The following is a 14,556-nucleotide window of genomic DNA, read 5'->3' on the forward strand; positions in this document are numbered from 1 at the left end:
ATTTAAAGGTTTAATTCTAAAACGTCTATACAACAATAGCCCACCAAGTCCTAATATGCTGAATATGCCAATACTGCCACCTCCACTAGTTGCACTTTTCGATGAGCCAGTGTTATTTAAAGTAACTGTTCCCGGAGTAGCTGAAACCAGACCATCAGCATCATAAACATAATATTTAAATTTATAAGTAAATGGATCTAAAGTATTTTTGATCTGTGCACTGATCTTTCCACCCAGACATGTATTCGTCTGTTTATCTGGACAAGGACCCGATCTCTCCGCAGTAATAACAATAGGATCTGGAACCTCGTCTACACGGATCGCAAGATCTTGCCCATTAGAGTCGACATAGTAGTTTGGTTTATTTGGATGAGTGCTGAGTTTACTTACATCACCATCACCATCATCATTGGTATGTTTAAGCAAATCCATTTCAACTTTCTGATCCGTACCATGTTGTACTGTATAACTCGCATTTTTTGCATAAGGTGCAATATTTTGAAATTCAGCCATAACATATGCACTGGATTGCACTTTAGAATCAGTTTTTAAGGTGATCGTATATTTGCAGAAAAATGCAGTACCTGTTGGGGTTATCTTATCATCCGTCCGGTATATAAGTATTTGTTTTAAATTTTCATCCCACTCACAAAATAAATTTTCATCCTTATCTGTACTTGACGCTGTTGGAACAAACGTCCCTTTATCATCCAGTTTCCCTTGCCCTAATGCTTCAGGTTTACTTATCGTATAATTATCAAGCGTTAAATGTTTAATCTCTCTTCCTTGCGTACTATTAACATTTTCAGCAGGTAAACTCCCTCTAAGGGGATCTGCAAAAAAAGTCCTATAGTGTTGACTTTTTTTAGTAAAATCCAGAAGTTCCGTATATTGTTTCACATAAGACTTATACAGAGGCAAAAATTCAGGTTTAGTTGCCGGGTTGTTTACTAAAGGGTTAAACGTGTCAAGTTGGTTTTGATAACTCTCAAGCAAACGAACAACATCTTGATTGCTTCCAACCAGATTGGTTGCCGTTAATCTGAGCAACTCTGTAGAACCGATATCACAAGTATTCAGATTACTTTTTTCTCCATCAGTTGCAGCACCATCAGTCTCAGCACCTGACACATTACGTGAAATTCCACGTTGGTCACTATAACCACTACAATCTGTAGCTCCTGTATCAACTAATGTAAGTTTCTTTGTACCAGTAAGGTCCTTTGTACCAGCCCTCTCTTTTGGAAAATACATTGGCATAAATCCAGTATAAGCACTTGGTTCTTGCAATTCACTTAAAACAGATAGGTAATTACTCTCCTGAGGCAAATTAATAATTTTATTTTGTTCATTTTCTCTAATTTCTCTGGCTAACTCACACTCGTTTACTCCGCCATCTTTTGTTACTACACGAATGGCATTATTTTTAAATATTGGAAAATTTGTAGTCTTCTTTTCCGAAACATCACCATTAGCATAACGACAGGATTTCCCTTCCCCATTGAATGCCAAGATGTTCAAACTTAAGTTTTTCTTCCCTGTATCATTATATAAAAATGTCGACCAGCCTTGATTATTTACTATAGTATTGTTATTCAAGGATAAAGTAGACTTGTCATCAAGAACATAATTTCCATGAGGTGTGCTGGAACTAAATTGAATGATACTTCCGCTGTTCGCGTTTACAATATTTCGCGTTACAGTAGAATTAGTCATCGCCACATTGGTATTTCCGCAAATTGCAAATGTACTTAAACTATTGGCATCACCGTTATCCAAAAAAGTCGCATAGTTTAAGGTTGCTGCATGAGTTGATGATGTGAGGTTATCGGCACAAGTCATTGCCAAAATACTACCTTTGGTTGCTTTATTTCCCTGAAAAACACCACCAACACCAGACGTTCTGTAATCCAGAACATTAGCACCAATATTAACTGTACTATTCGCGCCACTTAAATAAATAGCACCACCTTCTGCAGCCTTGGAGTTTTCGATAATCACATTATCCAGAACTAATGCACCACCTATATATAAGGCTCCTCCTCTACCTGCGCTATAGCCATCTTTTAAGATAACATTGCTAAATGAGACATTGGGCTGATTCATAATCGTCGTATTCAATATCCTTGATTTTCCACCACCTGATATCGTTGTTTTAAGAGGTGTAGGTGCTGGATACTGATTTGTTAAAACATTAATCTCATCATATTTATATGGAGCTGCCCCCATAATATTAAAGGAGCCAGTTGCTTCTAGCTCTCGAGTTAGATGATAAGTACCTTCTTCAAGCTGAATGGTATTAACTTTACTTCCAACTGATGCACAGCCACCATATGCTACATGAGTAGAAGCTACTTTTACTGCTTCTCGCAAAGAACAGTTATTCATGTTCTCGCCATCTTCATCAGCAAATGTATTGACATAAATAATTGCATTCTCGCTGTCTGCCATAATTGACATAGCAATTACTGCTGTAGTACCCAGCAATACTTTCTTATAATTTTTCATTGCTTATCCTTTCGCTTTACTACGTCTTAAACCTAATAGTCCAACTAAAATGATGAGTACGCCCACCCCAATACTGCCACCAGAGGTTTTCACCGATTTATTTTCAAAAGTATTTGGTGGAGCTTGTACTATATGTACAGGAATAGACAAATAAGGAGTTTCTTCATCGTTGAAACGTTTGGTTGTACTAATCACTAAAATATGAAACTCATCAGAACCATGCCAATTACCATTTGGAACATAAGTCACTGAACCATCAGGACTAATTGTCGTCGTCCCTTTAGAAACCGGAACCGAAGGATCCTGTACAACACGCATACAGCCCGCTTGCCAAGGTTTCCCTGTCGGATTATTTCCAAGTAAAGCCTGACATTTTTCAGCTGGGAGTAGAGTCCCGTCTCCTAATTGATCTGCAACAGTCATCTTCGCAGTCTGACCATAAAAAATGTCTTGTCCGATTAGAGCTGATGAAGAGGTGTCAACCACCAGCTCAATTGCACCTCTATCGCATGAAGTAGAAGTATCAATACGAGTCCGACCTCGTTGGTCATAAGACTCACATGTCGCCATTTTACTGTTAATCGCCGGACCGCGATTCACTATCGGTGAGTCTGACAAATGTGTATAACTATCTAGTAAACGTGGTTTAAAATAACCTAAAGATGTACTTTCATTGGTTTTAAACGGACAAAGAATACCATCCGAGTTAAGATCACACTCGCCTTCAATATCCTTTCCAGCAATTAAAGTTGTATTTCCTAAAGCAGTACTTTGCGTTCCTGCACAGCCTACTGAATATAAATTATTTGAAATATTATCGGCTACATTTCCAGCGATAAACTCACAATCGGCTTTCCCATTCTGAGCGAGTATGCTGTTTGAAATATATGCCAGTTTATACGGTGCATTAATAATCAATCCTGCAGTGTTTTTAAGCATGGTCGTGTTATTAACACGCATAACATCAAGTATCTTTGCAATATGTCCTGTATTGTTAAAGATTGTCGAGTTTAAAATACCACGACGCAGACTCTCATTAACCAAATTTTTACTTCTTTCCTCATCAAAACTTTCCTTAATGTCGAAAATCGCTGATGATGAGTCTTTAACAACATTATCCCTAATAACAGATTGAGAAATCAAAAATTGAGGTATGTCACTATAAATCACGGCACCTTGTGAAGCCTGATTATTTAAAGCAACACTATTAACGAAAGCAACCCAACTTAAAGGTTTATTTTCAGCGTATAAACCAGCATTATAAATCGCTCCACCTTGCTGGGCGAAACCCTTTTCGAGACGACTATATTGTATTCTTATGATCTCTTTATTATAAATAATTCCGCCTTTACCTGATGCGTAGTTAACATCATTCTGTTTAGCCGATGCACAGTTATCCTGACCACAGCCTTGTAAACTCACTTCATAAAAATCAATTGTACGAATTGAATCAGTATCTGAAGATCCATCTGTTGCACCAGAAGCACTTTCTTTATCGATCTCTATTTTATCCCAGACAGATGCTGGAATTGTTGGATCTTTGGTTTTCCGATCAATATAAAATAAACGATCTTTTCCTGTCATTTGAATGATAGCGTTATTGCGACCCAGAACAGGAGAAGTCGAAAGTGACGTATTTTCATATAAAGACTGAATACGTACATCTTTCATAATGTACACTTGGCTTTTCAATTTATACGTTGTGTTACCTTTTAGAATAATAGTACTACTAGAATCTTTCCCTCCACACCCCATATAACCGGATTCTGGCTTGCCTAAATTGACATATTGGATAGCATGCCTTAATGAACACTCACTGGTATCTACATCTTCCGTCGTCGTTACTGTAATATCAGCACTATAAGCATGACCAGCAATACATAATAATCCAAAAACTATGCCCCGTTTGAGCATTATAGTCTCCTTAAATTTCTTTTAATTATTTCATCTGGTCAAAAAAATATTTCACCAAATCATCCATTTCTGCGTACTTTGTCACAGCTATATAATTTTCTCAATAGTTTAGTCAAACTATCACATCTATATGCAAATAATCAGTTAATCGGTACATCTAACTCATACATTTGTCTAAGATTCTTTTTGCTGTGTTGTCCTGTATGCAGTTTACCCATTTGAACAAAAGGATGTTATTGCATTTTATTTATAAACTCTGGTCAAAAAGTACAGTTTTGACTGACTTATAATAACATTATGATTTAAATAAGAATCTTAAATCTTGCTAAAAATTTTATTACAAAATAAAAACATTGTTATTACCTTAAAAATCTATTTAATTATGTCCGATATTCATCAATTAATGCATAAATCTGTTTTAAGGTTGCATTAGATAATTTAGTTTTTTCACCTTTTAATAGTTTTTCTAATTGATCCACAGTCTGAAGCAAAGTACTGGTTTGATGTGGACCATGTAGCAGTAAGTATTCAGTAATCTGTTGATCAAAATGTACGCCTCTACGACTGAGCACAGAGGTTAATAATGCATGCCTGTCAGCATATGAATGACCGCTTGGAACACGGACACTCACGGCTTGGGTTAAACGGGATTGTAAATCTGGCAACTCCAGTTTTAACTCAATAGGTGCAAAACGGGATGAAAAGACCAATTGTCCTCCACCCTCATTATTACTGTTAATCAAATGAAAAACAGCTTTTTGCCAATGAGGCACACCACTAATGGCTTCAATATCATCCAATGCAACCAGATCATAATTTTCAAGTGAAGTGATTGCTTCAATCGGTGCATCCAGCAATTCAAGCAATGATACCTTAATTGCTGATTTGCCTATTTCCAGATACGAATCACAAATTGCGGAAAGCAAATGACTTTTCCCCGTTCCAGCACCACCATAAATATAAAAACGGTTCATCAGTCCGGCATGCAGTTGTCTGACTGCATCAATTACAGGTCCCCAACCCGGACCAGAAAAATCGCTAATTCTGGCATCCAGCTGAGGCTCTATATCCAACTGCAATTGACGCATAAATGTTTTAAATCCCTAAATTATTCTTTATCAGGTGTAACTGACTGATCTGTATCTTGAGGGTTTTTAATTTCAATATCAAGATCAACTTGCTCACTTTCAATCGAAATTTTTTCATTATTGCCATTATTGTGCACAGTTACAGTTGCAGGGCTATACCAATGACTATCTTGATAAGTCTCTTTGACATGTTTAAGTAAAACCACAATGACAGCAGCAACAGGTAAAGCAATAAGCATTCCAACAAATCCTCCAAGTTGTGCACCTGCTAAAACAGCAAATACTACAGCAACTGGAGAAAGCCCAATTTTATCACCCAGCAAGAATGGCTGAAGAATATAGCCTTCGATTGCTTGACCGATCATGAATACAACGCCAACAAGAAGTAAATGTGTCCAGTCAATTCCAAACTGGAATAAAGTGGCAATAATTGCTGCGACGATCCCAACTGCAAAACCGAGATAGGGAATAATACTAGCCAAACCAGCAACCATACCAATGATGAGACCCACTTCAAGTCCGATCAGTTGCAAACCGACAGCATAAACAATTCCAAGCAATACCATCACCAAGAACTGACCTTTTACAAATGCACCCAACACACTATGACATTCGCCAATAATCGCCAAAGTACTTTTTTCATATTTGCGAGGAATCAGATCTTTCATACTGCTTAGCATGCGGTTCCAATCCAATAGGAAATAAAAGGCAATGATAGGCATTAACACCACTGTGCCACCCACCTGAATGAAACTCCAGCCCGACTGTAATACCTTGAGTACCATAGACTGAATACTATCAACACTATAATTGGTCTGAATATAATCCATGACTACTTTAGACATTTGATCAGTATCAATTTCCATACGATCTACATTAAATGTCTGTGATACCCAAGGTAAGAAAGTATAATTAATCCAGTGTATCCCCGCAGGAATACTATCTCTGGCATAAACCAGTTGTTTCCAGACCAATGGTACAACAAACCACATTGCCCATGTAATCACGATAATAATACCGACGAATACAATAGAAATTGACAACCACCGTGGCAATATTCTGGAAAGCTTTTCAACAATTGGGCTGAATAAATATGCGATGAAAAAAGCACCGACAAATGGGAGTACTACTGGTTTAAGCAAATACAATACCCAGAGGATAAGTGCTATTCCAGCCAGAATAAAAATACGTTTCAATGTACGATCATGCATGCAATCTCGCCTTTTTTCAGTGTAATCGTTATAGGAAACAAAAATATTTGAATAAAGATAGCATTTTAGCGGAGAAATAGCACAAGAGTTTCGTATATTCAGGTTATAATCCCCGCGCGAATGCGGAGACTTCATTATGAGCAACTCAACTTCTACCCCAAACACTGGTTTAAGCTATAAAGATGCTGGTGTCGATATTGAAGCGGGCGACGCACTTGTCGATCGAATCAAATCTGTCGCTAAACGTACAACTCGCCCTGAAGTTATGGGTGGTTTAGGTGGCTTTGGCGCACTTTGTAAAATTCCTAAAGGTTATGAAGAACCTGTTTTAGTTTCTGGTACAGATGGTGTCGGAACTAAATTACGTCTTGCACTCAACTTAAACCGTCATGACACTATTGGTCAGGATCTGGTTGCGATGTGTGTCAATGACTTACTTGTATGTGGTGCTGAACCACTATTTTTCCTAGATTATTATGCAACCGGTCATCTAAATGTCGATGTTGCCGCGAATGTTGTAACTGGTATTGGCAAAGGCTGTGAACTTGCAGGCTGTGCGCTTGTTGGTGGTGAAACAGCAGAAATGCCTGGTATGTATGAAGGCGAAGATTATGACCTTGCTGGTTTTGCAGTAGGAGTAGTTGAGCAAAGTAAAATTATTGATGGTTCTAAAGTTAAAGCTGGGGATGTTTTAATTGGGGTTGCATCGTCTGGTGCACATTCAAATGGTTACTCTCTTCTTCGTAAAATTTTAGATGTCAAAAATGTTGACCTGACTCAAACAATCGATGGTCGTTCACTTGCTGATGTTGCAATGGAACCAACTCGTATTTACGTCAAACCGGTTTTAGAGTTGTGTAAACAAGTTGATGTTCATGCGATGGCTCACATCACTGGTGGTGGTTTACCTGGTAACTTACCACGAGTTCTCCCAAATGGTGCGCAAGCAGTAATTGATGAATCATCTTGGGAATGGCCAGAACTATTCAAACTTTTACAGCGCGAAGGCAGTGTAGAACAGTTCGAAATGTACCGTACATTTAACTGTGGCGTAGGTATGGTAATAGCAGTAGATGCAGCAGATGCAGAGAAAACTGTAGATGTACTCAATACCCAAGGTGAAAAAGCTTGGAAAATTGGTCACATTGTTGATAATGCTGAATCAGTTGAAGGCGCTGACGAAAAAATTCGTGTGATTTTTGCATGATCAAAATCGCTGTTCTTGTTTCAGGAAGTGGAAGCAACTTACAAGCCTTGATTGATGCAAATCTTTCAGGGCAAATCGTAGGTGTCATATCCAATAAACCTGATGCCTTTGCACTAAAACGTGCGAAAAATGCAGATATACAAACAGCTATTATTGAACACAAACAATATCCAGATCGTGAAGCATTTGATGATGTCATGCATCAACAATTACTTGACTGGAATGTTGATCTTGTTGTCCTTGCTGGTTTCATGCGTATTTTAAGTGCCAAGTTTGTAAAAGCTTGGGAAGGAAAAATGGTTAACATTCATCCTTCCCTTCTCCCGAATTATAAAGGTATGCATACTCACCAACGTGTTTTAAATACTGGTGATGTGCTACATGGTTGCACTGTTCATTATGTCACTGCCGAACTTGATGCAGGACAAGCTTTAACACAAGGTGTGCTACGTGTAAATAAACACGATGATGTTGTGAGCTTAGCAGAACGCGTCCATGTACTTGAACATATGATTTACCCACAAGCTGTTGAATGGATCTGTAATGGTACAATCCAGCACACTGAAAATGGACAAATCCTATTTAAAGGTCTGCCCTTATCTGAACCGATTCAGTTTTGTAAATTTTAATAAAAAAAGCGCATTCCAGAATGCGCTTTTTTTATAGCTAAAACTCATAAATACATATGGCTAATTATTTTTTGTTAAAATATCTCTACATGCCTGCGAACTCATTTGCAAGGTATCATCTTTTTGCAAAGTTGCCCCGTATACATATAAACTTGTACTACCATCAGTATTACTTTTCTCGACTATCTTGGTGTTTGAACCATCTTCTGTATAAAGCGAATCTTTGACTTTTTTAACTTTAACCAAAGAAATATTACCCAATGAATCTTGGCAATACATTCCTTTTCCAGTTTCATCGAGCTTGAGCGTATATGTAAACCGATCAAAATGCCCTGTCCAGTACTGAACATTGGCAAAAGTATTCTGCATAAAAAACAGTAAAATACAAGCAGAGGTACTCAAGCTGAAAAGAAAGTTGCGACATGTAAAGTTCATAAACGACATACTTTTCTCACCATTTAATGCGATTTAAATTTAACACAATGTCGGGTTTAAAATTGTGGTGAGTTTAGAATATCTAAGTAAAGTTACATTTACACAGATACTAATTTTTCTTTGAGTAAATCAACAAGCGCGTCAGGATATTCCAGAGGGAACATATGTCCTCCTTCTGTTACTGTATAAGGAATTCCAAATTTTTTCTGTGTCAATTGAGGAAAGCCTCGCTGGTAAAAAGGGCTGCTATTTCCCACAATAAGTTCAGTAGAAACTGGCGGATTTGGCATAGGAAGCCACCAATGCGATGGATTTGTTCTAAAAATTTTCACTTCATCTGCTTTAGGAATAGTTAAAGTAACTCCACCATTAACATGATCCTCAGTTAAAGCATAATCGATGTAAGCCTGAAAGCATTCCTCATCAAAATGTTGATAAAAACCTTTTGGGCGTAACAACTCATACGCCTGCTGACGAGACTCCCAATGATCACGGCGTTTAACACTTAGTCCAGCAGGTGTCATTTTATCCACCATTTTAGGCTTGAATGTTTTTACAAGTTGAAATGCAAACGATTGCTTTCCAACAATTAATGGCGGATCCATCATAATAACCCGTTCAAAAAGTTCAGGTCTTTTATAAGAAGCCATAAATGTCAGTACAGAACCTAAAGAGTGACCTAAACCAATGACCTTCCGCCCTTCCGCCTGGCGGACAATACTGTCGACAACCTGATCAACAAGATGCACCCAGTTATTGGTAATAGGATAACGCTTATCAGGTCCAATTAATGGCACATTAATAATGTCAAAATCATTTTGGAGCTGATGAAATATTTTTTTGTACACTTTGGAAGGAACACCATTAGCATGAGCAAAGTGAATGAGTGGTTTATTTTTCATCATTTCCCTATTTATATTGAAATATTGATTCAAAAATAACGCCCATCCTCTAAATCAAGAAAATGAGCGCGACGCTTTACAGTCCATTCGAAACAACAATTACTGTAACTTTGCTTCCTGACTCATAGAAAGCTTTTGCCCAATTGCTTCAGCAGCACTACTTCCCATCTCTGATCCTACACGTCCCATGACAGAATCAAATGGGCTTCTTTCAACTGTATAGTTCACGGTTTTTTTCACTTTAAGTTCGCGTTTCAAACTTTCAATATTACCCTTTTTATCAGCAATACCAAGTTTAATCGCTTGTTCACCTGTCCAGAACAATCCAGAGAATATGGCAGGATCAGTTGATTTTAAACGTTTACCTCGCCCTTCTTTCACTGCATCAATAAAGTGATCATGCACATTATCCAGTAAAGCCTGAATATGGGCACGCTGTTCAGGATTAATTGGTTTGGTCATGCTCAGGATATCTTTATTTGTACCTGATGTCATGGTGCGATCTTCAACCCCCAATTTCTGGGCAAGAGCACTTACACCATAATTAGGCATGATCACGCCAATTGACCCTACTAGACTTGATGGATTTACCCAGATTTCATCAGCAGAAGATGCAATATAATAAGCACCTGATGCTCCCATATCTCCAATCACGGCATAAACTTTTTTCTCTGGGTTTTGTGATTTTAGATAACGTATTTCTTGCCAAATATCGTCTGACTGAACTGGTGAACCACCAGGAGAGTTAATATTCAGGACAACAGCTTTGGCAGACTTTGCATCAAAAGCCTTTTTTAAAGACTTAATCGTATCATCACTATTCACAGACTGCTTTCCTGAATCAATCGTGCCAATAATATTGACTACAGCCAGATGCGGATCAGAAGTCGTAGTCGATGCCGAACTGGTGTCTGTTAGCGAACATCCTTTATAAAGTAACAAAAGCACAATGAGTGTATAAAGTGCAGTCAGGATTTTGAAAAAGATTCCCCATCTTCGAGAACGCCGTTGTTCTTCAACTGATGCGAGCACAGCTTTTTCCAAAATTTTCCATTCCTGACCATTATTTTCTGGTCTATTTGAGTTTGTGTTTTCATTTTGTGGTTTTGGTGGCCAATCGGACATAACAAAATACGATCCAAATAAAAATTTTAGTGCTCATTATATACAAGGAATCACTAGAAACTGTCTAAACAAAATTATTTATCATATAATAATTTTAAATCACTACATTTCTTGACCCAAGCCAAACATTTGACAACGATGCCGGATAATCAAAACACAAAGACTTATCGGTTTTTACAAATCTTTAGTCGCCTTCCAATTCAAGTTTCACGTTTCATCGCTAGAATGTTGGCTGGTCTTATCAACTCTCTGCATATTACCAAAACTTCGGAAACCATTCATTTCAATATCCAGATTTGCATGCCACATCTGGATCAAGCTGAACGTGAAAGAATCACACGGGCAGCGATTCGTAATGAAATGCAATCATATCTTGAATTTTTTAGTATATGGGGCGCAAGTAATGACAAAAACCTCTCCCGAATCCGCAGCATTCAGGGGGAGCATTATGCCCATGAAGCTGTCGCTGCTGGTAAAGGATTGGTACTTATTGTCCCCCATTTTGGTACGTGGGAAGTCATGAACGCATGGTTCGCCCAATTGACCAAAATGACCATTATGTACAAACCTATCAAGAATAAAGCTGCTGATAAGTTTGTGCGTGAAGCACGTAGTCGAGAACAGGCTACCCTTGTACCTACAGACGAATCTGGTGTAATGCAGATTTTCAAGGCATTAAAGCGTGGCGGCACTACTGTTATTTTACCTGACCATACACCACATGTAGGTGGTGACATGGTTAAATATTTTGGAATTCCTTTAGCCTCAAGTAGTTTGAGCGCTAAATTAATCCAGAAGACCAAAGCCAAAGCACTTTTACTGTATGCTATCCGCGATGACAGTGATGGGTTTGATATGTTTATTGAACCATTAGATGAGCGTATCTATGAAGGTACAGCACAAGACGGGACACGCGTTATTCACGAAACTCTGGAAAATTTAATCCAACGTTATCCTGAACATTACCACTGGAGCTATAAACGCTTTAAAGCGAACCCTGAACTCAATAACGTTTACAACCTCCCTAAAGAGGAAGCTATAACCAAAATTGAGCAGGTTCGTTTAGAGGCAAAAGATGAAGACTGACTTCATCTCTTTAACCATTTCCACTTATCACGATAATTTTCAATTTTCATTTCACCATTTTCCTTTATCGTGAAATGAATACTGCCTTTTTCTATGGTGCTTTTGAGTGGTATATTTAACCGTTGCAGACGTTGTAAAGTCATTCTTGCTGGATGTTGATAGCGATTGTTAAAACCAGCTGAGACAATAGCCAGTTGAGGATGAAGCTTTTCTAAAAAATCATATGCTGAACTATGCTCACTTCCATGATGTCCCAATATCAAAACATCAACTTTTAAATCGGGATATGTTTGTAATATTTGAAATTCGGATGCCCATCCTGCATCACCCATAATCAAAAAATTTTGATATCCCCTGGAAAATGGAACCTGAATATAAACCACACATGAATGTTCATTGCGATCATCTGTGGTATTGCTTAGGCTATTTTTCTCTGGATTTAAAATCTGAATTTTGACCTGACCATGATCCCAATGTTGACCTGAATAGCAAAATTGAAATTTATCATTTCTGAAGCGTTCATCTCTTTCACTCGCATAAACTTCCCCTATGTCTATATTTTCAGAAATTTTACTAAATGCACCACTATGATCCTGATCCAAATGTGACAAAATGACCTGATCTAATCGACTAATGCCTTTGTAAGTCAAATATGGAACAATGACTTGTTCACCAATACTAAATTTATTCTCGTCATAATACCCTCCAGTATCAATGAGTATATTCCGCTCTGGAAGCTGCACCAAAACAGCCTGCCCTTGCCCTACATCTATCACGGTTAGTTCAAAAGACTCTTGTCTATGAAATGGTAAAAAAGCAGGAAAGAAGCAAATAAGTGCCCAAAATTTCGGAATAACATATTTAGGCAGGAACAATATAAAAACAGCTAAAGCTATACAAATAATCGTCGATGTTGTAAATGCAATCCATGATAATTTCGCATGAATTGTGATATCCAGAATATTTAATAAGTAATTCAGAATACTCAGTCCCCAATCTGCAATATTAAACATAAATATGCCGAGTGATTTTGAAAATAAACTTACTATCGCAGCCATAACATCTATTGGTACAATCAGTGTTCCAAGCATAGGGATTGCAATAAGATTACTCAGGGGAGAAACCCAGGAAATCTGTTTAAAAATAACAATAACCAACGGAAAAAGTGCAATAAAAATTTTCCATTGAGAATCTACAAATACTTTTAAAACAAATTTAATTCTTTGAAATCGGCTATGAAAATGAAAAGCGGATTGTTGTGAAATTGTTTGATAAATCCGGATTAAAATAAAGCATGCACCATAGGATAACCAAAAAGCTGCCGATAAAATACTAAATGGATCATACAAAAGTAATAAACTGGCACTCATCAATAATATTTTAATACTCTGTAACTGTTGCTGAATGAGTAACAGTAACGCAACCAATGTAACAGTAATAAACGTTCGAAGTGCCGGAATCTCGAAACCAACAAAAGCAGTATATCCCCATACACACAAGCAAAATGGCAAAACCATGCAATATGTTTTCGGTATACTTAAATATAGTGTAGGTTTAAATCTATTGATAAATAATGTTAAAAAACAAACAAAAAATCCTGCAAAAATCAAAACATGCGGTCCAGAAATAGCCAGTAAATGAGAAATACCCAAGCGCTTAAAACGGTTTTGCTCAGCTTCATTTAATAGACTTTGATCGCCTGTTAAAAGTGCCAGAATCAATCCTGAATGAGAAAAATGCTGGCGATCAATCAACTTCCTGAAATTTAGTCTAGATTGTTCTACCACTAGGCTAGCGCGAGCAATCCAGGTTTTCTGCTGTTCAATAAAATAAGGATACTCAACCTGACTTTCACTGATTTCGTCATAGGATGAAACTTGTATTATTCCAGCAATATTATCTTGTATTCTCCATTTTTCCTGATCAAATACACCAGCTACAGCATAACCATGTACAGGTCTAACACTACCTTGTATTTTATAATAATGTCCCAGTTGTAATGTACTTTCAGGAGCATTTACATATGCCATCCATTGCACTGGCTCTGCCCCTTGATTAAGTACCCATATTTTTTGCTGAATTTTATTATTTAGTGTAGAGGAGTGATCAAGTGAATCTTTTTGTTTTAATTGATTTATATTTTTAATATAAACAATGGCTTCAGTATTTTTAACTTCAATTACCCTGTTTGCCAGCCGTTTACTTAATGCCTGCTCGGCAAAAAGCATCCCCAAAATAATACAAGTTATATTGAGGCATATCAGGTTTAAAATTTTAAACCACAACTGTTGGTGAAAAGAAAATTTCAGAACAATCGAAATTAAAAAGAGAAAATTAAGGATTAAACAAATAAAAATAATGCTCGAACCAACAACAGGAATATCTCTCCCCATTGTTGAAATTCCCCCAATCCACCCAGATAGTGCTACTATTAAGTACATATTATTGAAT

The 14,556-nt window shown here is 37.4% G+C and carries 11 protein-coding genes; 3 read left to right on the forward strand and 8 right to left on the reverse strand.

Going from position 1 to position 14,556, the window contains the following annotated elements:
• From KPC_RS10785 to cxpE, 4 genes are all read right to left on the reverse strand, one after another.
• Nucleotides 1-2,508 (reverse strand): CSLREA domain-containing protein (locus KPC_RS10785; protein WP_121974386.1); only part of this gene is annotated, 2,508 nt, incomplete at its 3' end.
• Nucleotides 2,509-2,511: 3 nt separating this feature from the next.
• Nucleotides 2,512-4,422, reverse strand: a complete 1,911-nt coding sequence (rbtA, locus tag KPC_RS10790) for a rhombotarget A (protein ID WP_121974387.1) — start codon at nt 4,420-4,422, stop codon at nt 2,512-2,514.
• Between the two features lie 380 nt (nt 4,423-4,802).
• The gene (gene hda / locus KPC_RS10795; protein ID WP_121974388.1) at nt 4,803-5,510 is read right to left on the reverse strand and encodes a DnaA regulatory inactivator Hda; all 708 of its coding nucleotides are present in this window, start codon (nt 5,508-5,510) and stop codon (nt 4,803-4,805) included.
• A gap of 20 nt (nt 5,511-5,530) precedes the next feature.
• Complete coding sequence (cxpE, locus tag KPC_RS10800; protein WP_121974389.1) at nt 5,531-6,721, reverse strand: chloramphenicol efflux transporter CxpE; 1,191 nt, start codon at nt 6,719-6,721, stop codon at nt 5,531-5,533.
• Between the two features lie 136 nt (nt 6,722-6,857).
• On the opposite strand from cxpE, the gene purM reads away from it, so the two are divergent.
• Both purM and purN read left to right on the forward strand, forming a co-directional pair.
• A complete protein-coding gene (purM, locus tag KPC_RS10805) occupies nt 6,858-7,928 on the forward strand; it encodes a phosphoribosylformylglycinamidine cyclo-ligase (RefSeq protein WP_121974390.1) in 1,071 nt (356 codons plus the stop codon).
• Nucleotides 7,925-8,557: a phosphoribosylglycinamide formyltransferase gene (gene purN / locus KPC_RS10810; RefSeq protein ID WP_121974391.1), complete on the forward strand. Its 633-nt coding sequence runs from the start codon at nt 7,925-7,927 to the stop codon at nt 8,555-8,557. The genes purM and purN overlap by 4 nt, the downstream gene beginning before the upstream one ends.
• A 60-nt stretch (nt 8,558-8,617) precedes the next feature.
• On the opposite strand, the gene KPC_RS10815 is transcribed toward purN, so the two are convergent.
• From KPC_RS10815 to sppA, 3 genes are all read right to left on the reverse strand, one after another.
• Nucleotides 8,618-8,926 (reverse strand): J517_1871 family lipoprotein, encoded by a 309-nt coding sequence (locus tag KPC_RS10815; protein ID WP_121974392.1) that lies wholly within the window; start codon nt 8,924-8,926, stop codon nt 8,618-8,620.
• A gap of 164 nt (nt 8,927-9,090) precedes the next feature.
• Entirely contained in the window at nt 9,091-9,894 is an 804-nt protein-coding gene (locus KPC_RS10820; protein WP_121974393.1) for an alpha/beta hydrolase, read from the reverse strand.
• Between the two features lie 99 nt (nt 9,895-9,993).
• On the reverse strand, nt 9,994-11,019 hold the full coding sequence (gene sppA / locus KPC_RS10825; RefSeq protein WP_121974394.1) for a signal peptide peptidase SppA: 1,026 nt from the start codon (nt 11,017-11,019) through the stop codon (nt 9,994-9,996).
• 138 nt (nt 11,020-11,157) lie between these two features.
• On the opposite strand from sppA, the gene KPC_RS10830 reads away from it, so the two are divergent.
• Nucleotides 11,158-12,105: a lysophospholipid acyltransferase family protein gene (locus tag KPC_RS10830; RefSeq protein WP_121974395.1), complete on the forward strand. Its 948-nt coding sequence runs from the start codon at nt 11,158-11,160 to the stop codon at nt 12,103-12,105.
• A 2-nt stretch (nt 12,106-12,107) separates the two neighbouring features.
• Here the strand turns inward: KPC_RS10830 and KPC_RS10835 are convergent.
• Nucleotides 12,108-14,556, reverse strand: a 2,449-nt coding sequence (locus KPC_RS10835) for a DNA internalization-related competence protein ComEC/Rec2 (RefSeq protein WP_228212234.1), incomplete at its 5' end; no start/stop codon positions are given.

The organism is Acinetobacter stercoris, from assembly GCF_900323515.1.
In the GTDB taxonomy this organism is placed as follows: domain Bacteria; phylum Pseudomonadota; class Gammaproteobacteria; order Pseudomonadales; family Moraxellaceae; genus Acinetobacter; species Acinetobacter stercoris.

Bases quoted from the DNA above. Each gene is read 5' to 3' on its own strand.
- KPC_RS10820 (WP_121974393.1), bottom strand. From the start codon at position 9,894: ATGAAAAATAAACCACTCATTCACTTTGCTCATGCTAATGGTGTTCCT.
- rbtA (WP_121974387.1), bottom strand. From the start codon at position 4,422: ATGCTCAAACGGGGCATAGTTTTTGGATTATTATGTATTGCTGGTCAT.
- hda (WP_121974388.1), bottom strand. From the start codon at position 5,510: ATGCGTCAATTGCAGTTGGATATAGAGCCTCAGCTGGATGCCAGAATT.
- cxpE (WP_121974389.1), bottom strand. From the start codon at position 6,721: ATGCATGATCGTACATTGAAACGTATTTTTATTCTGGCTGGAATAGCA.
- purN (WP_121974391.1), top strand. From the start codon at position 7,925: ATGATCAAAATCGCTGTTCTTGTTTCAGGAAGTGGAAGCAACTTACAA.
- KPC_RS10815 (WP_121974392.1), bottom strand. From the start codon at position 8,926: ATGCAGAATACTTTTGCCAATGTTCAGTACTGGACAGGGCATTTTGAT.
- KPC_RS10830 (WP_121974395.1), top strand. From the start codon at position 11,158: ATGCCGGATAATCAAAACACAAAGACTTATCGGTTTTTACAAATCTTT.
- purM (WP_121974390.1), top strand. From the start codon at position 6,858: ATGAGCAACTCAACTTCTACCCCAAACACTGGTTTAAGCTATAAAGAT.
- sppA (WP_121974394.1), bottom strand. From the start codon at position 11,019: ATGTCCGATTGGCCACCAAAACCACAAAATGAAAACACAAACTCAAAT.